Genomic DNA, 20,691 nt, shown 5'->3' on the forward strand with positions numbered 1-20,691 from the left:
TCGGCAGGCCACAACTGCCGGGATCAGTGGAACGATTGCCAGAACTCGCCTTCCGTCGAAATCAGGCCCATAATCTCGGCGTAAGGAATGCGGAATGTCGGGAAGCCTGCCGCATACGGCGCGATTTCATAAGGTTCGAAATAAAGGTACAGCGCTTCCCCATCCACATAAAACGGCTGATCCGCTCTAATTCCTTTATAAGTATCCGGGAAAACGTAACTGTACTGCGGGTCATTTGCGATCTGCTTGCCGACGATGTCGCTGAGTTTCTCCACATATTTGCTGCCGGGCTTAAACAGGTCGGACAGCGTATAAAACCTGCCGTTCTTCAGGTTGATATGCGGATATACCTTCGTTGGCATGCCATGCGCCGCACCAAAAGGATAATTATAGCCTACCAGTTCCAGCACAAGCAGATTTTTGCGGAAAAATTCGATAGAAAAATCTCCGGTGTAGCTGGCATCCGGCGACGCCAGGCTGCTCTCCGCATCGGCATGCGACAGCTTGCGCAGCTTGTTGTTGACTTCCCCGGCCACAGCCGGAAGCGAAATGCCCTCGATTACGGGATAATACACCAAGTAATCCTTGTTCGGCTTGTATTTCTTCTCTAGCACGGAGTAAGGCGGACGGAGCGGGATGACCGTGTTCTCGCTCCATACCTGCTTGCCTCTGCGGTCATAGTACGCCGTGCGCTGGTCAATGTCCGCACGGATCAGGCTGCCGCTGAAGGAAAGCGTTCCCGCTCCGGGCAGCGTAAGGGGCAGCGCCGCCGCTTTTTTGCCGGATTTATCGATGAAGTACGTATCTTTGGCATCCGACACGGAAGCGAATCCCTGGTCATAGTGGTTGACAGCCAAAAGCGGATGATCGTTCAGAATTCGGCCCGTATCCCCGTCGGCAACGACATATCTTGAACCGCGGTAAGGCGCCGAGGCATCCAGCGGCGTTCCCAGCGCGACGCGGTGCTCGCCGAGCTGCGACACTTCGTAATAATTCGGCGGAATCACCCATTTGCCTTGTTCGTTGATCAATCCGAACGCATTGCCGTAATCCGCAGCCGTGTTCACAACCGCCCGGCCTTCGGAAAAGGGCAACGCCATCGTAAACTGCGGCTCGATGGCCACGCTGCCGTCGATGCGCAAGTAACCGTATTTGCCGTTGTCCGTCTCCTGATAAGCGAGCAAGCCGTCGCCGGGCGAACCGACGAACGCGTGATTGTACGTATGTTTCACCTTGCCGCCCGTGTCGATCAGCGCGTATTCGCCTTCCTTGATTTTGACCAATGCTTCCCCGTTCTTGAAGTCGCCGGCGTCCAAATAGACGGCTGGAATTACTTCTTTGCCTTGCGCGTTGACGTAACCGTATAGCTGGGGACCGCTGCTTCCCGGCTTCGTAAATGCGGCTCGGCCTTCATGCAGCGAGTTCAAATACTCGTAACGCGCCGAGGTGACGGGTTTTCCTTTTTCATCGATCAAGGTGTAGCCTTTGGCATCGGAAGCGACCGCTCGGCCCTCCGAAAACGGCATAATCGCGCTGTATACCGGCTTGACGACTTCCTTGCCCCTGTTGTCGATCAGGCCGCTGCCGTTGCCGCGGTTGACGATGGCCAGGCCGTTCTTCTGGAACTCTTCGGCATAATCATACCGCGGTTCGATGGCCGTACGTCCTTCGTTGTCGATGTAGCCCCAAAAGGTGCCATCCTTCGTCCGGAACGGTGCGGGATGCAGCACCTCCGCCCGCAGGCCGGTTTCTTCGCTCTCATGCAGCAGATACAGGGTCTCCAGCGGCCGTTTGCAAATGTCGACGCGGTACAGTCCGGCTTCCGCGGGCAGCGTGACAAAAGGTTCTTCGTCCGCACGAAGAAACTCCTGCTCCTGCTGGGCGATTTGCTCGTTCCATCCGATGCCGTCCCATTTCCACACTTCCGTCTGCACGAGGCCGTTGTCGTTGTCCTGCGCCAGTTCATTCAGCCTAATCCTCAGCAACTTACTCTCCCCTTTTATCCAGGCATTTGCCTACAGGATATGTGATTCTGGGCAAAAGGGTGTAGCCCGGCAGCGGGAAATTTGGATATCCCCCACAGGCCGCTGCAAAAAAAGCCACCATTGGAGGTTTTAATCCTGGCGCCGAGCAAAAAGAGATTGCACGTTTATATGTTTACGTTATATACTGTTTCCATAATAAACTGTTTATATAATATACCATTTATTAAAAGGATGTGTTTGCCATGAACCATTATGCGGTAGAAGTGGAGGGGCTGCATAAAAGCTTCGGCGCCCAGAAGGTGCTGGAAGGCGTCAGCTTCAAGGTGCCTGCCGGCAGTATTTTTGCCTTGCTTGGTCCAAACGGTGCAGGAAAAACGACGCTGATCCATATTCTTTCGACGCTGATCTCCCCGGACTGCGGATCGATCTGCATTGCAGGTTACGATCTTTCCTCCGAAAAGGAAAAGGTGAAATACAACATCAGCCTTACCGGCCAATTCGCAGCCGTGGATGAGGTATTGACCGCCGAGGAGAATCTGCGGATGATCTGCCGGTTAAACGGGCTTACCGCGTCGGAATCCCGCGTTCGCACCGCGGAGCTGCTGCGGCTGTTCGGTCTCGAGGAACATGCCGGCAAACGCGTCAAGACTTATTCCGGAGGCATGCGCCGCCGTCTGGACTTGGCCATTAGCTTATCGGTGAACCGGAAAGTACTGTTTCTGGATGAGCCGACTACGGGCCTTGATACCCACAGCCGCCGGGAGCTTTGGAATATGGTGCTCGGACTGAAGCGGGAAGGCATTACCGTGTTTCTCACGACACAGTATCTGGAAGAGGCGGATGAACTGGCCGACCGCATCGCGGTGATCGCGAACGGGACGATTGTAGCCGAAGGCACGGCCGAAGAGCTTAAGTCCCGCGTAGGCATCGAGACCATTGAGCTGCGGGATGAAGACGACGAGGTGTTCCTGCGGATTCCCACCACCGGCGATATTGCGGACGTGCACCGGACGCTGGCCTCTTTGCTGCCCACTGTTCCCGCCGGAACGCGGATCGGACTCCGCCGTCCGAACCTGGATGACGTATTTATGGCATTGACTACCCGAACGAAAGAAGGCGTATCCGTATGATTTCTTCCGCCAGCCCCAAAGCGGCTTCCCTGGCCGTGACCCAGTTCACCTTTATCGTCCGTAGCCTGCGGCACAGCATCCGCAATACCGAAGCCATGATAATGGCCGTTATGCTGCCTGTAATGCTGATGCTCCTCTTCACGTATGTTTTTGGCGGTGCGCTGTCGCCGGACGGACACTACGTCAATTATGTAGTGCCGGGAATCATCCTGCTCTGCGCAGGCTTCGGGTCGACGAGCACCGGCGTCGATGTCGCGACCGACATGACCAACGGGATCATCGACCGTTTCCGGACGATGCCGATCTCCAGTCTGAGCGTCATTACAGGACATATCGTTGCCGGCGTTGTCCGCAACCTGTTCGCGACCGGCATCGTCATCGGAGTGGCTTTTACGGTCGGCTTCAGGCCGTCCGCCGGTTTCCAGGAATGGGCCGAAGCGCTGGGCATCATCGCCCTGTTCATTCTTGCCTTTACCTGCCTGTTTGCCGCCATCGGCCTTGCGGCTGCCAATCCTGCTGCGGCCAGCAGCTACGGATTCGTCCTGCTGTTTCTTCCGTACCTGTCCAGCGCTTTCGTCAAGATTGATTCGATGCCTACATGGCTGCAAGGCATTGCCAGACATCAGCCGGTCACCCCTGTGATCGAGTCCGTCCGCGGCTTGCTGACCGGGGGCGACCTGCATCATCAAGTATGGCCGGCTGCCGGCTGGTGCCTGCTGATTGTTTTTGTCTCCGCGCTTTGGAGCCTGAGGACCTTCCGGCGAAAAGCGGGCCGGCGGTAAATCGCCGCATAAAATAACAGGACCCGGCAGTCATTTTTGACCTGCCGGGTCCTGTTTGCTTATGGCCGGCCTTGTCTGGCCGCCAAATAAGCCTCAATCCCATCAAGAATGCGCTCCAGCCCAAAATCAAAGTCGTCCGGGACCGGATTGTCCATTTCCATCTCGCCGGTGTAAATTCCCGACATGATCATCGGGTACAGATTCGGATACCGGTCGGGCTTAACGAGCTGCTTCAAGGCTTCGCCGTAATCCGCGCCCATAAATTCCTCGGAGCTTGTCCCCGCTGCCAGCGCGCGGCGCATATCCCGCTGAATGATGCCGACCGCCCGCGCGTAGCTGCTCAGCAGCAGCAGAATGGACATCTTCTCAAAGTCGTTTAGCGGAAAATCGCGCAGCGTCCGCATCACCCAATCCACGTAATCCAGATTATTGGGTGTGATGGGGATGCTGCTAATCGGGACATCCCCAAACCAAGGATGGCTCACGAATGTATCTACCACGAACGCAACATAATCCCGCAGATCCTGGCGCCAGTCCGGCTGCTCCCGTTCTGCCGGAACCTCAAAGGTGCACACCGCTTCCTGCATAAGTAAAAGGAGATCGTTTTTGCTCGGAATGTACCGGTACAGCGACATCGCCGTATATCCCAGTTCGGCCGCTACACGGTTCATGGATACCGCGCCAAGCCCTTCCTTGTCGGCAAGGTCAACCGCAGCGGCGACAATCTGCTGGATACTCATTTCCCGTTTTGGCCCCCGCTTGGGAGGTTTGACCAGCCCCCAGCTGATTGCGGCCCCCGGCGGCAGCTTGCCAATCACTTCTCTATCCGCCGTTTCTTCCTTACCCATCCGTCTGTTCCTCCTGGAGACAACAATTGTTTATACAATAAACAGTATAACACAGCACGGCGAGGCGTCCAAACCCGGGGGGTAAGGCCTCATTTGGTAGTCTCCATATTTTCCTTCGTTACTTTTTGGTTAGGAATCCAGATATACTGGCCGTCCGTAATCTCATAACCTACATTCTCCCTGGTCGGCTTTTCGCCCCGGGCCAGCACCGCGCCGAGACGAATAGCGGCTTTGCCCTGGGCGACGGCGTCGTTCAGCACCGTGCCGAGCATGGTGCCTTCCTTGAGCGCCTTCACCGCCGGCGCGGTGGCGTCGACGCTGACCACCGGCATGTATTTGCCGTGCTTGAAGTATCCGGCTGCCTTGAGCGCCTCGATCGCGCCTAAGGCCATATCGTCATTGTTGGCCAGCACCGCTTCGATATTGTCGCCATGGACCTCCAGGAACGAGGCCATTTTCTCCTTGCCCTTCTCCCGGTTCCACATGGCCGTATCCTCGGCCAGCTTCTCGACCTTGATTCCGGCATCTTCGATAGCCTGAATGGAATAGGTCGTGCGCAGCTCGGCATCCTGATGGCCGGGTTCCCCTTTGAGCATCGCGTATTGAAGGACGCCGTCGCCGTTCTTATCGGCTTCCGGATGGCTTTTCCAATAGTCGGCGAGCAATTGCCCGGACATCGTGCCGGATTCCTCGGCTTTGGCACCGACATAATAAACCTTATCCCATTTCTTCATATCCTCGGGCAGCGGCTGGCGGTTGAGGAAGACGACGGGAATGTCCGCCGTGATCGCCTTATCGATAATCATGCCGGAAGCCGTGCGGTCCACGGGATTGATCAGCATGCTGTCGTATTTTTTCTCGATGAACTGATCGACCTTTTCGTTCTGGAGCAGCTGGGAGTTTTTGCTGTCGACGATTTCCGCCTTGGCAATGCTCTTCGCTTCCTTATCGATCGCTTTGCGTTCGATGTTCATAAACGTATCGTCAAAATTGTAAATGGCGACCCCAACCTTGGGAATGGCGGCGCCGGGATTATCCGGATTGTCGTTGCCGGCGTTTGAAGCGTTGCCGCCGCAGCCGGATAACCCGGCGCCCAGCAGGATGCCGGCAGCCAGAATGCTGGCGATTGTCTTCATCGTCATGAACCTCCACGGGATAATTCTGTTGCAGCGTCCGCCTTCGTTCCGGAAGCCGCGGTGCTCTTTCTTAACATTATAGAATTTATATATTTCCGGAGTCCCCGCAAAGTACCTGATTAAGCTTCGAAGCCAAGGCTCCATTTTGTGGGGTAATTGTATTATGCCTCACCGCTTGCCGGCTGCGAATCCAAATTGCTGCGGAAAACTAGCAAAATTCTCCTCAGTCTGCCCGTTCAGCGTACGAACGGAAACAGCAGCTTCTGATTTTCCGGCCACAGCATATTGTCCAGATCGATCAGTTTTGTCCCGGTATCTACCCGTTCGGGTACGGAAATGCCCTCAATGGCTTCCACGGCGCATTTCACGGCGAGATAACCGTTGCTGAACGGATTCTGGATGACGGTCGCCTGAACGGTGCCGTTCTGCAGCAGCTCCATCATCGAAGGCGAGCTGTCGAAGGCAACCATCTTGATCTTATGCAGCCCTTGGCTCTCCAGCACTTCGGCCGCGCCCTGCGAAGCAATTTCATTCAAGGTGGCGATCCCCCGGATACCAGGATGGTTCGTCAGCATTTCACGGGTCAGCTGCTCGGCATCGGTAATGTTGGATGTGGTATAGGAGATCTGTACGACTTTGACGTCGGGAAACCGGGCGGCATAGTTCAAAAAGCCCTTTTCCCGCTCATCCGCATCGCGTGCGCCGTAATCGATTCCGCTTGACAACCCCGGCGTGCCGCTTTGCGAAGAATTGGTAAAATTGATAATGCCGATTTCGCCGTATCCTCCGAGCAGCCCGATCAGGCGTTCCGCCGATTTTTGCCCGGCCTCATAACCGTTCGAGCCGATATAGGTCCGGACCCGCGCGGAACCGACCTCGGCATCCACCGAAATGACCGGTATTTTCGAATAAGCCGCCTGGTCGACAACCTGGGCAAGCCCCATATAGCTGCTGGCCGCAAGAATGATGACATCCGCCTTCTCCTTGATCGAATCCTCGACCATGGCGATTTGCCCGTCGATATCGCTCTCGGTATCCGGCGCTTTGAACGTCAGGTTGACATTGAATTCGCGGGCCGCCGCCTCCGCTCCGAGCCTCAGCGTATTCCAGTAGTCGCCCTGGTTCATTTTGACGATCAGATGTACGTTTCGCGTCTTATCCGTGTCGATATACTTCGGCGAAGTGTAAATGCAGGAGGTGACAGTGAGCCAGAGCAGGGCGCACATCAGCAGGGTCAGCCAGAATCGTTTCGTTCTCATGATGTCGCGTCCTCCTCCTTCTGTTCCTCCGGCGGTTCGGGCGGCCGGGCGGCCGGGAACATAATCGTGACCGTCGTACCCTCCTCCAGCTCGCTTTCAAAAGCCAGCCCAAACTCCCGGCCGTAATACAGGCCGATGCGTTCGTTCACATTGCGTACGCCCACGCCGGAGCCGCCGCCGTTTTTGACCCCGCCGCTGAGAATCGTGGAGAGCGTCTCACGGGACATGCCGATGCCGTTATCGCTGACCTTAATGACGATGATGCCCTGCACCAGCTCCGCGGTAATCGAGACAAATCCTTCGTCCGGCAGCATTTCGATACCGTGGTACAGGGCGTTCTCCACGATCGGCTGGAGGATCAGCTTGATCGTCTGGTACTGCAGCACTTCGTCCTGCGCCTTGATTTCGTAGCGGAACTTATTTTTGAAGCGGAAGCTCTGGATAACCAGGTAATGGCGGATATGGTCCAACTCTTCCTGCACCGTGATAAAATTTTTGCCTTTGCTTAAGCTGATGCGGAAAAATTTCGACAACGACTGGATCATCGTGATCACCTCGTCGTTTTTGCCGCGTTCGGCCAGCCGGATGACGGAATTGAGCGTATTGTACAGGAAGTGCGGATTTATCTGCGACTGCAGCACTTCAAGCTCGCCCTTGCGCTGGGATTCCTGCTCATAGATGATCTGGTCCATCAGCTGGCGGATGCGCTGCAGCATCAGGTTGAAGCGCTTCGACAGCTGCTCCACCTCATAGGCGCCGCTGACGTTGATCGGGGTGTTGAGATCCCCTTCCCCGACCAGCTTCACCGTCCGTTCCAGCTTGCGAATCGGGCTTGCGATCAGCCAAGACAAATACACGGAAACCGCGATGACGCAGAGCAGCACGACGGCCAGAAACCAGATCAGGAAGCGGTTCAAATCCTGTTTGGTCGTCACGACCTCGTCGTAATAGGCGACGCCGACGATTTTCCATCCGGTCTGGGCGAGCGTGCGTACCGTAATAAACCGCTTCTCTCCCGTCGAATCGTCGAGATAACTGCGGTAAGCGTATTCCAGAACCGGCTCGACGTTTTCGTATTTCAGCCCGGCATAGATCAACTGCTGCTGCGGATGGTATACGATATTGCCCATAGAGTCCAATATATACGCGTAGCCGCGTTTGCCCAGCTTGACCTGCCGGCTCAGCTCGTCAATGGTCCTGAAGTTGAAATCGAGCAGCAGAATGCCGTTTTTCAGCGAACCGGCTTCCCGGTACTTGACCATTTTGCTGACCGAAACGACCCACGTGTAACGGCCTTTGAACAGATTCTGGATATGCGGCGCCGAATAGGAGATGTCCTCCGATTTGACGGCCGAGGTAAACCAGCTTTGATTCTCCAGCTGGGTGTTCAGACGCATGGAGAGGCCCGGCGTGCCGACGACGAATTTGCCCTCCGGCGTGAACACCGCCGCGGACACGAGATCCTCCCGGCTGCTCATCAGCGTGTTCATCCGCTCACTCAGCAGCTCCGAATCGATGGAAGCGCTGGAGCTAATCTGATCTGCGGCCCTCTCGAATATATTGCCCATCCCTTTTACGTATAGTCCGAGATTCTGGTTGACCTGCTCAATGATCTGCTGCATGTTGAGGCTGGCGTTCTCCTCCGCCGTCCTGGAGAATTTATTGTACAGCATAAAGCTGACGATGACGGCGACCAGTACCGTTACGGCGGTGAACGTCAGCGTAATGATCACCTGGATGCTCCGCAGCTTGGACGACAGCCGCAGCCCACGCCCGGTCCGCGACCCGGGACGCAGCGGAAAGATCGACGTCTTTGGCTTATTCATGACCTAGCCTCCCCGGGAGCTGTTCTTGTACTCTTTGGGAGATTGGCCGTATTTTTTGCGGAAGCAGAAGCTGAAATAGTTCGGATCGGAAAAACCGATTTTTTCGGCGATTTCGAATGCCTTCAGTTCCGTGGAGCGCAGCAGCTCCTTGGCCGCTTCCAGCCGGATTTGCAGCAGGTAGCTGACAAAGGTCATCTTCATTTCTTTTTTAAAAATGCTGCTGAAATACCCGGTGCTGATGTGCAGATGCTGGCATACCTTGCCGATGGAAATGTCCGCCTCTTCATAATGGCTGCGGATGTACTCCTTGGCGTCCTCGATCAGCACCCGGTAGCTCGACTGCCGTTCCGACGCGATCGTGTCCATCAGCCTGCCGCAAATTTCTATGATCCATGCCTTTGCTTCGCCCATGTTGTTGAAGCGGTAAATCTCGCTCAGCGCGGACATGCCCGTGCCGATAAAGTCGGCGGCTTCGCTGCCCGATTCCTTGGCAACCCGCAGGATAGATGTCACGATCTCCAGCAGAAAAATCTGATAGTCCTGCGCCGACACATGCCCGGCATCCAGACCGCCGAACAGCTCGTCCACCACGGTCTTCAGCTCCGGCAGCGTGCCCAGCTTGAGGGTGCGGATCAGCGACTGCTGGGTCAACTCGTCAAATACAAGCGTCTGGCCCGACCGCGACTCGACGTCCTCGATCCAGATGACCCGGTCGTTGCCGAGGATGAGCCGGTAATCCAGCGCCTGCAGTGCGTCGGCGAAAGAGCTGGACAAATGCGACGGCGACGGGCACACCGCGCCGGCCCCCGCCGTTACGGTCAGCTTGAGGAAATGGCGCACATTCTGGCGGATTTCCTCAAGCACCTCCAGCGTTTTGACGGCGATGGCGCTCTCGTCTTTTTCTGCGGTCTGCGACAGAAGCACGACGTCGTCCCGATGAATGAACACTTTACCGAAGCCGTGTTTAAGGCATATTTCCTCGGCAATATTCAGGACGGCAAACAACTGCAGATTCAAATCGCCCGTATCCCGCAAGGATACCGGAGCACTACCGGCAAGCAGCGTTTCTTCGCCCGTCCGGATATGGTCGATGCCGATCACCGAAGACTGGAACAGCGAGCCTGACAGGTCGATGCCGTATTCGCGGCTTTTTGCGGCAATCTCTACCGGGCGGAGGCGGCGGGAAACGAGCGAGGATAGGAACTGCTCCCGCAGCACCGGCAGGCTTTTGCGGTAATGCTCGCTCAGCACGAACACGTTTTCCTTCTCGGCGATTTCAGCTTCGATCGCGCCACGCACCTTGAGCAGCACATCCACCAGCTCCTGCGAGGAAAACGGTTTCAAAATATATTCGTCAATATGCAGTTTAATCGCCTTTTGGGCGTATTCGAATTCATCATATCCGGTCAGGATGATGATCTTGGTATTCGGATGACGGCTGCGGATCCATTCGGACAGCTGCAGTCCGTTCATGAACGGCATCTGGATATCGGTCACGACGACATCCGGCTGGAGGCGGTCGATCATCTCCGCGGCTTCGCGGCCGTTCTCCGCCTGGTCCACGATTTCAAATCCGTGGCGTGCCCAATCGATCTGCTGGGCAATGCCTTCCCTTACGTCTTCTTCATCTTCCACCAGCAACAGTTTATACATGGTTTATCCCTCTTTGCCCTTCGATTCGTACTTCTTCATTCTAGCCGCGCCAGCAAAAAAAAACCATCCCATTGTCACGGGATGGAATGATCGGTTATGAATGCAATCTACAAGAGCGGTTTGTTAAACAGATAACCCGGTTTCTTTTCGAAGCCGATATGCCGGTAAAAAGCATGCGCCGGCGCCCGTTCGATCCGGTTGCCGCTGCGCAAATACAGCTGGCAGCAGCCTTTTTCCCGGGCCCAGCTTTCCGCTGCGCCGACGAGGCGTTTGCCCAAACCGTTCCCTCTCAGTTCCTCCGCGACGATCAGCGAGGTGATTTCCGTTTTGCTCTCTGCATCCTTATGATAGGATTTCACCTGCCGGAGGCCAATCATTCCCACGACTTCGTTGTCAAGCTCCGCAACCAGTGTGCAATGATACGGGTCCTGCTCCATCGTTTCCATTCTTTCCTTCATTACGCCGGGTGTTGTCGGATAGCCGAATTCCCGCAAAAGCGCCGTAACCTGCTCCAGATCACGCATTCCGCATTTGCGGATTTGCAGTACCTGCTCCTGAGTACTACTGTTCATCACCTTTAACCTCCACTTTTAGCATGGACGCCGCCTGCTTGGCCGCCGCCCTCGCCTGATTGACATTCTCCGCCGCACTCAGTGCTACCGCCATCCGCCGTCCCGGACGAACTTCCGGTTTGCCGAATACCCGTACCTGCGTCCGCGGCAGGGCCAGGGCTTCCGCGATTCCGGATACGACAAAGGCTTGTCCCGCCGTTTCGGCCTTGAGCGTCGCCGACGCTCCCGGAGTCAACAGCGTAACGCCTTCAATGGGAAATCCGAGAATGGCGCGCACATGCAGCGCAAACTCCGACAGATCCTGCGTAACCATCGTCACCATGCCGGTATCATGCGGCCTTGGCGACACTTCGCTGAAGAGCACACCGTCTTTGGTCAAAAACAGTTCGACGCCGAAAATCCCGAAGCCGCCCAACCGTTCCGTGACGCTGCGGGCAATGGCTTCGGCTTCCGCGAGCTGCTGAGCGCTCATCGGATGCGGCTGCCAGGATTCCACATAGTCGCCGTCTTTCTGGATATGGCCGATCGGCGGGCAGAATACCGTTCCGCTGGCCGAACGCACCGTAAGCAAGGTAATTTCACTCTCAAAGGTGACAAAAGCTTCAACTATAACGCGTGTGCCCTTGGCCCGCGCGCCTTCCAAGGCGGTATTCCAGCAGGCTTCGGCATCCTCCGGCGTCTTGCAGACGCTTTGGCCTTTGCCGGATGAGCTCATAATCGGCTTGATTACGCAAGGCGTACCCAGCTCGTCAATAACTTGGCGCAATTCTTCCAGGCTGTCGGCAAATTGATATTTTGCCGTCGGCAGTCCCAGCTCTTCCGCAGCCAGCCGCCGGATACCCTCGCGGTCCATGGTCAGACGCGCCGCGCGCGCCGTCGGAACGACGTTATAGCCCTCGGCCTCCAGCTCCACCAGCGCCTGGGTGGCAATGGCTTCAATCTCCGGCACGATATAGTCCGGCCGTTCCTTGCGGATCAGGTCTTTCAGCGCTGCTGCATCCAGCATATCGATCACATACGAGCGATGGGCCACAGCCATCGCCGGAGCGCCTTCGTAACGATCTACGGCCACGGTCTCCAGACCGAAACGCGCGGCTTCGATAATAACTTCCTTGCCCAATTCCCCGCTGCCCAGGAGCAGCAGCTTGCGGCTATGGGCTGATTCAGGAGCTCCCCACATCGTGTAATCCAACCTCTTTTTCGCGAATTTGAGTAAACGGCTCTAAAGATGAATAACTCGTCTATTACGGCTGCTACGGGTTCGGAGGGTTCTTCCGATCGCTGTTAAAGCCCGATTTCTAATTAAGAAAGTTTCAAGGTTGAAATCGGGCTTTAAAGGCGAGCACTCTGTTTCTCCAGAATCCCCCCGACCCTCCGCCTTCTATAGACAATAAAAAGTTAATCAGATAGCTAAATCAACGTTGCCATACAAATTTTTCTGCAAATCAAGGCAATTTCGATGGAAATTTTCAGTGCTCTCTTATTTTCTTCCATCAAACGTGAGAATGCAAGTATATTCCGACAATTTCCTACAAACTTCACACTTCCAAATTCATCATGTTCTGAAACTCCTGCTCCTGCCGCCGCAGCTCCGCGGCGAGCGTCTGCCAGTGCTGCGCAGCTTCACCTCCCTTCGCGAGGGCATTCAGCGCTTCCTCCTCTTCGGCCAATGCTTCGTGCAGGCGGCTTGCGGCATCGGCCAGCGCAGTGCGCAAGCTTGCGGCGTAGAAGGCGAGCAACGCTTCCTCCTGCACACTCGAGGCTATGGCGACAGCCTCCTTAAGCAGCGGCTCCGCTTCGGCGCGCAGGTCGGCACGGCCTTGGCCTTCAAAGAAGTGGCGCGGCGATTTGAAGTGGCTCCACAGCCCTGCCCAGTCCACAGGCTCCAGCCGCCCGGAGAGCGAATCCGGGACCGGCCAGCGCTGCTCCGCTCCGGCTTGCAGGCCCAGCTCGCGGAGCGGAATGTCGAGCTCCGCCGCCGCCGAAGCGGCGGCGGTGTCCGCAAACCGCCGGCCGGCGGCTTCCAGCCGCAGCGTCGTCGCCCACCACTCCTGCTCCAGCTCGCGCTGGATGGAGCGCTCCAGTTCGCGGCCGCAGGCGGTGAACGCCTCTTTCAGCTTGCCGTTCTCCTCGCGCAATAGCGACGGATGGAACGACTCCTGGAAGAAACGGCCGAGCGCAAAGCCGATCCGCTGCCGCACATGGTACAGCAGCTCTTCGCCTTCCCGCCGCAGTTCGCGCTGCGGGCGATCGTCCTGCGGCAGCGCAGCCAGCCGCAACTCCGCGCGGCTTCGCTTGGCCTGGAAGCGGCGCTCCTCCTCCAGCCGGCGGTCCCCTTCCATAAGCGCCAGCTGCCGCCACTCTTCGGCCCGCTGCACTGCGGAGTCGAGACTTTCCTTGGCGGAGGCCAACGCCAGACGCGGCAGCTCGCCGCCGGCATATTCTGCCAACGCCGATTCGAAGGCGCCCAGCCGGGAGGCTTCGTAGCGTCCGCGGTCATTTTGCGTTTTGCCCTGCAGGCCAAGCAGGCTGGAGAGCGGAAAAATCCGCGGATTCGGCAGGCCGTTTGCCCGCAGATTGGACGCCACATGGCCGGTTACCTCGGCCAATTCGGCTTCGTCCGCCGCCAGGTCGGAGGCGTTGACGACAAAGAACATTTTATCCAGCGTAAAGCTGTCCTTGATCCGTCCAAGCTGCGCCAGCAGGCTGCGGTCCGCTTTGGAGAAGGCATGGTTATAGTAGGTGACGAAGCAGATCGCATCGGCGTTTTTCATATAGCCGAAGGTGACCCCGGTATGGCGCGCATGCAGCGAATCGGCGCCCGGGGTATCGACGAGCACGATGCCTGCGGCGGTGAGCGGGCAGTCGTAATACAGGTCGATGCCCTGCACGTAACAGGACACCGACTCCTCCGCTGCATAACGCCGGTATTCGGCCAAGCCTACCGTTTGCACCGTGCCAAGCTGCGGCTCGGCTTCCGCCCAGCCCCTGGCCGCGGCGCGCAGAAATCCGGCATGCGGCAGCGCCGAAGGATGCGTGTGCGCCGTCGCCAGCGATTCGGCGGCCCCGATCCAGGTCTGCGGCTGCGGCTCAGGCAGCTGCAGTACGCCGAACGCGTGGACAATATCTTCCCATGCCTCCTCGCGGGATTTCAGGCGCACGACCGCCATGCCGTGCGCATATTCGCCCTCGGGGGCCAGAATCCGGCCCACGGCGGCCGTGGCGGGATGCGGCGACACGGGCAGCACTTCTTCGCCGAGCAAGGCGTTGGCGAAGGAGGATTTGCCGGCGCTGAACGCCCCGAACAGCGCCAGCGTAAACCGCCCGGCGGCCAGCGACTCCGCCCGGGCCGCCAAGCTGCGCGCGGCCGACGCCATCGCCGGCTCGCCGCGCAGCGTTTCCGCCGCGGCTTGCAGCACCGCGGCGGCTTCGCCCAGCCGGCGGCGTCCGCCCGCCGGCGATGCTGCCGCCCCCCAGCCGGGGGCGGCGCTTCCGGCCGCTGCCGCTTGCGGCGGCCGGGCCTGGGATGCGGCTCTTGCAGCCGCCGCATCGGGCGGGTCCCCCGCCCCCGGCAGCCGCCCGGGGGCGAGCGCGAGCCGCGGCGGCAGCTGCGCCGCGAGCTCTTGCGCGCGGGCGGCTGCGGCCCGCGCGGCGGCGGCCAGCGCAGCGGCGGCGCCGGCCTGCAGGCGGAGCGCCGCTTCGCGCTGCGCCAGCTCCGCTCCGCGCGCCGCGAGGAGCGGCGGCAGCTGCTGCGCAAGCAGCGTATCGCCGAAGGCCAGCGCGGCGCGCCGATACGCGGCCTTGATCTCGGCCGCGAGCATCCGGCAGAAGTTGAGCAGCGCATCGCCGGTCCCTCCGGTCTCCGGCTTGACGGCGGCGGCCAGCAGCTCCGGCGTGTACACCGGAAGGCCGGCCTTCAGCGCCTGCTCGGCGCCTTCCTCCCACAGCTCCAGCCCTTCCGCCCACTGGCGGACTGCGGCCAGCAGATGCCACTCCAGCTGCGCCTCGATCTCCCGTTGCTGCAGACGGTGCCAGGCCGCTAACCGCTTCTCCCGCTCCTTCTCGCGTTTGGCCGCGGTCGCGAACAAGCCGCCGCGGAAGCCCGGGCTCCGGCTTTCAATATAGGCGCCCGCCGCCTCGCGCACGTCGGCGGGCATCAGGTTGCCGGAGCCGAGCAGCGCATCCAGCGCGCCGCGCAGCCCGGCCCGGGCCTGCTCCGGCATCTCACCGAGCAGCGCCTGCTCTTCGTTCAAGCTGCGCAGCTTCTGTTCCAGAACCGCTTCGCTCTCGCCTCCACTGGCTTCCTGCCAAGCCTCCCGCTCGTCCCGGCTTTCGCCGTCGATCTCCGCGAGCACCGCATCTCCCATATGATAGGCCGAAGCAGAGATGCTGAACTGCAGGAGCTCATCTTTAATCTTCAATAGCTGCGAAATTATTTGCAGCAGCGTATCCCACTGGTTCAGCGGATGATCCTTATGCTTCAGAGAGGTATACAGAATGCCTGTGGTACGAACGCCCCAGGCATCGAAAGCGCTTTCCACTTGGCGCCGGTATTCGCGGATCGGAATCTCGTCCTCGCGGTGCTTGTCAATCTGGTTGATAATCAGATACAGCGGCTTGCCCCAATCGCTGAGCGTCTTGGCGAAAGCCAGGTTGTTCTCGGACTGGACATGATTATAGTCCATGACATAGAAGACCACATCGGCCAGATGCAGCGCCGAATGGGTGGCCGCCCGGTGTCCGTCGTCGGTAGAATCGACGCCCGGGGTATCCATAAGCACCCCGCTCGTGCCAAGCAGTGGAATCGGGGCCCAAATATCGATGGCGGCATAGTCCTCGCCACTGCGGCAATAGGCCTGCAACCGCTGCGCCGCCGCTTCCGGCGAAGCCGTATGCAGCTCCTGCGGTTGAGCGCCGCCTTGGGGGTGCAGCAAGATGCGGGGCTGGCCGCTGCGGATGGAAACAACGTTGCTGCTGGTCGGAACAGGCCCCGACGGCAGCACCCGGCTACCGCATAGCTCATTGATCATACTGGACTTGCCTGCAGAAAAATGCCCGCAAAAGGCCAGAGTCAACTCGCCCGACGCCTCTTTAACGGACAAATCCTGAATAACCTGCTCCGCTCCCTGCTGATTCCAGCGCTGCAACAGCGCTTGGAGTCCGCCTAAAGAACGGTGTCTAAGGGACAATGCTTCTATTGGCTTCATATTCATCCATTCCACCTCCGCCGTAACATGTACAAGTTCCTGCGAATTATGTAATTAAAATAAATATATCTTAATTCAAAAGTAAAAAACATTGTCTATTTTGACAAAAAAAGATGTCTTCTCCGCCAGTTCCTGTGGAATGGCAAAGAAAACATCTTTGGGGTCTGTAAAATGTAAGGCTATCGCTTACGCTGTTTCCAGTACAGGCAGCAAGATTTCAAACACTTTGCCATGCTGCAGAATGGTCAGACCGCGGGACTTGTCCTTCATGACGACCACTTCAGGCTTCTGCGCCATGCGCTCCAGGTAATGCTCGGGAACATCGCCGGAGTGGCTGATCGTGATGCCTTCCACTTCCTGCTCTTCGTTTTCTTGCAGCGGGTTGTCCACCACGCGGTCGAAAATATCGGAGAACGCCTCAAAATTGTCCGTGTAAACAGAAATGCACTTCATCTCATCCCATCCTCTTCTTCGTCTCTATATTAGGTTTAATCAAAATTCAATTAACAGCTTTAATGTCACTCCGGAGAATGTTTGGACTTCCAGCCGCTGTTGTCTACTGATTTCTTATATTGTACCACTTATTGTACCACTGGCACGGTTAAATCCGTAGACAAAGGCGATCGCATACGCTCCTACACTTCCAAACTTCTCCTGCAATCCTTTCGCTGTAAATACTTTTAATTTAACTAATATAGTTTTTATTTGTTCTTTTGTTCACTAGCTTTCCTGATCGTCGACGTTTTCATACGTTTTTTGCCTTCCTTGCAAACGTCCAGCAAAGGGCATACTTGGCACTGCGGATTCTGCGCCTTGCAATGATACCTGCCGAAGAAAATGAGCCGGTGATGCGTCAGCGTCCACTCTTCGCGGGGGACGGCCTTCATCAGCTTTTTCTCCACTTCCAGCACAGAGTCGTCTGCGCCGGCAAAACCGAGTCTTTTGGCCACCCGCTCCACATGGGTATCTACGGCGATCGCCGGAACCCCGAACGCGTTGGAGACCACGACATTCGCCGTTTTGCGGCCGACTCCCGGAAGCGTTACGAGCAAGTCATGCGACTGCGGCACTTCGCCGCCATACTGTTCAACGAGAATCGCGCACATACTCTGGATATGCTTCGCCTTGTTGCGGAACAGGCCAATTCTCCGGATGTCTCCCTCCAGCTCCTCCAAAGGAACGGACAAATAATCTCGGGGAGTCTTGTATTTGCGGAACAGATCCTCGGTTACCTTATTTACGGTTGCGTCCGTACATTGGGCGGACAACAGCACGGCGATCGTCAGCTCAAAGGCATTGCTGTGGTTGAGCTCGCAATGCGCATCGGGAAACATTCCGCCCATCGTGTCCAGAATGTGGCGGACCGCTGCGGCTTTCATAACGTTCCCCTCCACGGTAAGTTCAAAAAAAACGTCCTGATGCAGGTTAACCCCGCATCAAGACGGTGTAACACTTGGAAAAACAGCCTCAGTCCTTATTGTTTCACGACTTCAATAACGACGTTATTGTTGAAATACAACATAATATTATCATTTTCTTTGAGAGATTGCACGGGTAATGTCGTGTCACCTTGATGAATATATACGTTGTTTGCCATTGGGAACTGGTTGTTCTCGGTCAGGTTTGCCCGTTTGACAGTCAGCACGCCGTCATCGATACGGGAAAGCGTCCGGCTGGCTTTGGTCAATACGCGAACGGTGATCACGCCGTCTGCATCCTTACGGACATCCGCACGGTCTCCTGCCGTAAGCCCGGCCAGTCCCGTAGAAGTGACGCCATCGCGAATAATGCGTACGCCGCTGCTGCTGACCGAAATCGTCTGAACCGCTCCAGCATAATCTTTAACGGTAAGTGTACCGGCGTTGGCGTCCACCGCCGTCACTTGGCCCAGCGTAACCTTCACGATTTGGATAGCCGACGGGTTGCTGCCGTCGAATTTGACATTGATGTAATCTCCGGCTTTCAGATCCGTAACGGTCAGCGTTTGTCCCGCTTCATTAGTGATCGGCACTCCGGACGCATAGAACTCGGTGCTGCCGGAAGCACCGCTGACAACGATCTTGCCGTTCGAGCTGTTGACCGACGTTACAAGCAGCTGTACGGCGCTTGCCGCTTTTAATACCGAGATGGAATCCTGACTGCTGGTCAGCATTGCAGTTACCGGAGTATTCAACGCGATGTCTGCGATCGTGGCTCCGGATTTGCCGTACAGATCAATGACTGCCGGCATCGGCAACGTAACCGTCTGGCCGCTGCTCAGCTTGATGCTAATCGTTCGGCTTGTAGTATTCACTGCGGACAGCGTGCCGCTGTACTTCGTTGTAAGCTCCAGGGACAAGGTCCGCTGCCCGATGGAGACCACATTGACTCTGACATTTTCGTAAAGTCTGGTACTGAGTGACGCCAGCGTAACAGCCGTTGTACCATCAAAAAGCAGCTTGGTATTCGAATCCAGCAGCACGACATGCGGTTTGCCGCTGCTGTCTGTAAAGGTCAGCAGCTGGGTTTTAGAAGTGTAGCTGCTGATAACGGCGCCTGCATATTGCTCGATCTGCCGGCTGAGCACTTCGATTTTGGTGACTTGGTCGCTGGAGTTCAGCGTCAGCTGCACGATATCACCGCCGGTAGCGTCTGCAACCAAATCGGTCAACGCCGGAGCGGTTATGCCGGAGATCGCAATCACCGGATTCGCCGCTAGCACCTTGGCTTCCTTGGTGCCGTCGGTTTTTTTGTAAACAACGCTGGAACTGGTCAGCTCGGTAATCGTTCCCTGCACCGTACGTTCTACGGCCGAGGTCACTTCCACCGAGAGAATCAAGTTGTTTTTGATTGTATACTTGACGCCATAATTCACTTTCAGCTCCGATGGAAGCAGCTTAGCATTTTGCGAGCTGAACAAAGAGGAGCCATCCTCCCATTTGAAGGTTTCGACGGTGCCGTCGGCATTTTTGAACGTAATCGTTTTAGCTGTCAGGTCAATCGCTTGAATGGTCCCCGTCGCTGTTTTGTTGACGACCCCGGAAGTGACTTGAACCTTCAGCACCTTGTGCGCGCCGCTGTACGTTTCGCGGAGCAAGGTCAATTTGCTGCCAGCCGTAATCGAGGACGCTGTAATGGCATTGCCATTCACGTCTACAAATTCCGTGTTTGCATCATAGCTGTATTGGTCATAGCCATTGGAGGAATCCAGCCAGATCACGCCGGAGGTCAGCTTGGCAAACACGCCTTCCTTGCTCTCCGCTTGAACTGTAGGGTCGGTCACTTCAACGTAAACGGCATTGCCTGAAGATCCGATTACCGTGACTTTGGTGTAGAGTTTAAGGTCAGCAAGCGTAATCTTGCTATCCGATGCCGAGGTGAAATAACCCGTTCCGGCTCCCAGCGTGTAAACGGCAGTCGATACATTGTTGTAGACCGACAATTTGCCATCCTTCAGCGAGGTGACAATGCCGCTCACCGAATTATCATAAACCGTAGTTGTTTGTGCTTCAGCCCGGCTGAAAAACGTGGCAAGCTGCGCACGGGTAACGGCGCCCTGCGGATCGAAGCGGTTGCCGTCCAGGCCGTTGGCCAATCCCAGATCGACGGCGGCGTTGACATAACCCCGTTTGTTCGCCGATACTTTCTCGTCATCCGCGAACCCGGTCGGTTCACTGGCTACGGCAGCGGCGTCGGCGCTTTTGCCCAATGCCCGTACCAGGAGCTGGGCGATCCATTCGCGCGAAGCTTTGCGGTCCCCCCAGGAGGTTTTGAGGTTATCGGCGGCCATTTCGGTCGTTTTATCCAGCAGACCTTGCTGGAATGCCAGAATGACGTAATTTTTATAGTAATTGTTCACTTGAAAATTGGTCGGCAAAACGACGCCCGTCGCGTTGCTTGCCTTGTCTTGAAGCTTCATGAACCGCAGAGCCATCAGAACGGCCTCCTGCTGGGTTACGGAATCTCCGGGGCGGAACAGGCCGTTGTTGCCGATTACGATGCCTTGCGCCGCGAGTTTGTATACGTGCTTCTCATACCAGGCGCCCGATTTCACATCGCCGAACGTGCCTGCTGCAGCCGCGGCCGTTGTGCTGGTTTGCGTCGTTGTGGTAGTAGCTGCGACTGTGGTTGTATCCGCTGCAAACGCGGCTCCCGCGCCGCCAAGCACCATCGAAGCGGCAAGAACGGCGGAAGCCGTCATTGACGAGTAGGCTTTAAACGATTTTTTTTGACCGGACAATGGATTGTTCCCCTCTCTAATGTTCCATATAAATGTGTACAAACATATATTCGCCGTTTATCCGGTGTATTCCT

The 20,691-nt window shown here is 56.9% G+C and carries 14 protein-coding genes; 2 read left to right on the forward strand and 12 right to left on the reverse strand.

Annotated elements, in window-relative coordinates:
• Positions 1-23: 23 nt before the first annotated feature.
• Positions 24-1,985, reverse strand: coding sequence for a WG repeat-containing protein (locus tag BMW84_RS08270; protein ID WP_091066516.1), 1,962 nt, complete (start codon positions 1,983-1,985; stop codon positions 24-26).
• A 242-nt stretch (positions 1,986-2,227) separates the two neighbouring features.
• Between BMW84_RS08270 and BMW84_RS08275 the strand changes: the two genes are divergently transcribed.
• Positions 2,228-3,115, forward strand: coding sequence for an ATP-binding cassette domain-containing protein (locus tag BMW84_RS08275; protein ID WP_091066519.1), 888 nt, complete (start codon positions 2,228-2,230; stop codon positions 3,113-3,115).
• The gene (locus tag BMW84_RS08280) at positions 3,112-3,897 is read left to right on the forward strand and encodes an ABC transporter permease (protein WP_091066522.1); all 786 of its coding nucleotides are present in this window, start codon (positions 3,112-3,114) and stop codon (positions 3,895-3,897) included. The genes BMW84_RS08275 and BMW84_RS08280 overlap by 4 nt, the downstream gene beginning before the upstream one ends.
• A gap of 59 nt (positions 3,898-3,956) precedes the next feature.
• Here the strand turns inward: BMW84_RS08280 and BMW84_RS08285 are convergent, their stop codons facing one another.
• From BMW84_RS08285 to BMW84_RS08335, 11 genes are all read right to left on the reverse strand, one after another.
• Positions 3,957-4,745 (reverse strand): TetR/AcrR family transcriptional regulator, encoded by a 789-nt coding sequence (locus BMW84_RS08285; RefSeq protein WP_091066524.1) that lies wholly within the window; start codon positions 4,743-4,745, stop codon positions 3,957-3,959.
• An 89-nt stretch (positions 4,746-4,834) separates the two neighbouring features.
• Entirely contained in the window at positions 4,835-5,887 is a 1,053-nt protein-coding gene (locus tag BMW84_RS08290) for a galactose ABC transporter substrate-binding protein (protein WP_091066526.1), read from the reverse strand.
• 230 nt (positions 5,888-6,117) lie between these two features.
• Positions 6,118-7,140, reverse strand: a complete 1,023-nt coding sequence (locus BMW84_RS08295; protein WP_254772897.1) for a substrate-binding domain-containing protein — start codon at positions 7,138-7,140, stop codon at positions 6,118-6,120.
• Positions 7,137-8,966, reverse strand: coding sequence for a sensor histidine kinase (locus BMW84_RS08300; protein ID WP_091066529.1), 1,830 nt, complete (start codon positions 8,964-8,966; stop codon positions 7,137-7,139). The genes BMW84_RS08295 and BMW84_RS08300 overlap by 4 nt, the downstream gene beginning before the upstream one ends.
• A 3-nt stretch (positions 8,967-8,969) precedes the next feature.
• Positions 8,970-10,619, reverse strand: coding sequence for a response regulator (locus tag BMW84_RS08305; protein ID WP_091066531.1), 1,650 nt, complete (start codon positions 10,617-10,619; stop codon positions 8,970-8,972).
• Between the two features lie 107 nt (positions 10,620-10,726).
• Positions 10,727-11,191, reverse strand: a complete 465-nt coding sequence (locus BMW84_RS08310) for a GNAT family N-acetyltransferase (protein ID WP_091066533.1) — start codon at positions 11,189-11,191, stop codon at positions 10,727-10,729.
• Positions 11,181-12,371, reverse strand: a complete 1,191-nt coding sequence (purT, locus tag BMW84_RS08315) for a formate-dependent phosphoribosylglycinamide formyltransferase (RefSeq protein ID WP_091066536.1) — start codon at positions 12,369-12,371, stop codon at positions 11,181-11,183. The genes BMW84_RS08310 and purT overlap by 11 nt, the downstream gene beginning before the upstream one ends.
• Before the next feature lie 358 nt (positions 12,372-12,729).
• Positions 12,730-16,404, reverse strand: coding sequence for a dynamin family protein (locus BMW84_RS08320; protein WP_091066537.1), 3,675 nt, complete (start codon positions 16,402-16,404; stop codon positions 12,730-12,732).
• 180 nt (positions 16,405-16,584) lie between these two features.
• Positions 16,585-16,851 carry an NAD/NADP transhydrogenase alpha subunit gene (locus BMW84_RS08325; protein WP_091066540.1) on the reverse strand — a complete coding sequence of 89 codons (267 nt, stop codon included), beginning with the start codon at positions 16,849-16,851 and terminating at the stop codon, positions 16,585-16,587.
• Positions 16,852-17,099: 248 nt separating this feature from the next.
• On the reverse strand, positions 17,100-17,777 hold the full coding sequence (gene nth / locus BMW84_RS08330) for an endonuclease III (RefSeq protein ID WP_091066542.1): 678 nt from the start codon (positions 17,775-17,777) through the stop codon (positions 17,100-17,102).
• A gap of 95 nt (positions 17,778-17,872) precedes the next feature.
• Complete coding sequence (locus tag BMW84_RS08335; RefSeq protein WP_091066545.1) at positions 17,873-20,617, reverse strand: S-layer homology domain-containing protein; 2,745 nt, start codon at positions 20,615-20,617, stop codon at positions 17,873-17,875.
• Positions 20,618-20,691 lie beyond the last annotated feature (74 nt).

Origin of the sequence: Paenibacillus sp. NFR01, from assembly GCF_900111565.1 — a bacterium.
Classification (GTDB): Bacteria; Bacillota; Bacilli; order Paenibacillales; family Paenibacillaceae; genus Paenibacillus_AQ.

What these genes read in the sequence shown, in the direction of transcription:
- BMW84_RS08275 (WP_091066519.1), top strand. Translation starts at nt 2,228, where the DNA reads ATGAACCATTATGCGGTAGAAGTGGAGGGGCTGCATAAAAGCTTCGGC.
- BMW84_RS08280 (WP_091066522.1), top strand. Translation starts at nt 3,112, where the DNA reads ATGATTTCTTCCGCCAGCCCCAAAGCGGCTTCCCTGGCCGTGACCCAG.
- BMW84_RS08285 (WP_091066524.1), bottom strand. Translation starts at nt 4,745, where the DNA reads ATGGGTAAGGAAGAAACGGCGGATAGAGAAGTGATTGGCAAGCTGCCG.
- BMW84_RS08290 (WP_091066526.1), bottom strand. Translation starts at nt 5,887, where the DNA reads ATGACGATGAAGACAATCGCCAGCATTCTGGCTGCCGGCATCCTGCTG.
- BMW84_RS08295 (WP_254772897.1), bottom strand. Translation starts at nt 7,140, where the DNA reads ATGAGAACGAAACGATTCTGGCTGACCCTGCTGATGTGCGCCCTGCTC.
- BMW84_RS08300 (WP_091066529.1), bottom strand. Translation starts at nt 8,966, where the DNA reads ATGAATAAGCCAAAGACGTCGATCTTTCCGCTGCGTCCCGGGTCGCGG.
- BMW84_RS08305 (WP_091066531.1), bottom strand. Translation starts at nt 10,619, where the DNA reads ATGTATAAACTGTTGCTGGTGGAAGATGAAGAAGACGTAAGGGAAGGC.
- BMW84_RS08310 (WP_091066533.1), bottom strand. Translation starts at nt 11,191, where the DNA reads ATGAACAGTAGTACTCAGGAGCAGGTACTGCAAATCCGCAAATGCGGA.
- purT (WP_091066536.1), bottom strand. Translation starts at nt 12,371, where the DNA reads ATGTGGGGAGCTCCTGAATCAGCCCATAGCCGCAAGCTGCTGCTCCTG.
- BMW84_RS08320 (WP_091066537.1), bottom strand. Translation starts at nt 16,404, where the DNA reads ATGAATATGAAGCCAATAGAAGCATTGTCCCTTAGACACCGTTCTTTA.
- BMW84_RS08325 (WP_091066540.1), bottom strand. Translation starts at nt 16,851, where the DNA reads ATGAAGTGCATTTCTGTTTACACGGACAATTTTGAGGCGTTCTCCGAT.
- nth (WP_091066542.1), bottom strand. Translation starts at nt 17,777, where the DNA reads ATGAAAGCCGCAGCGGTCCGCCACATTCTGGACACGATGGGCGGAATG.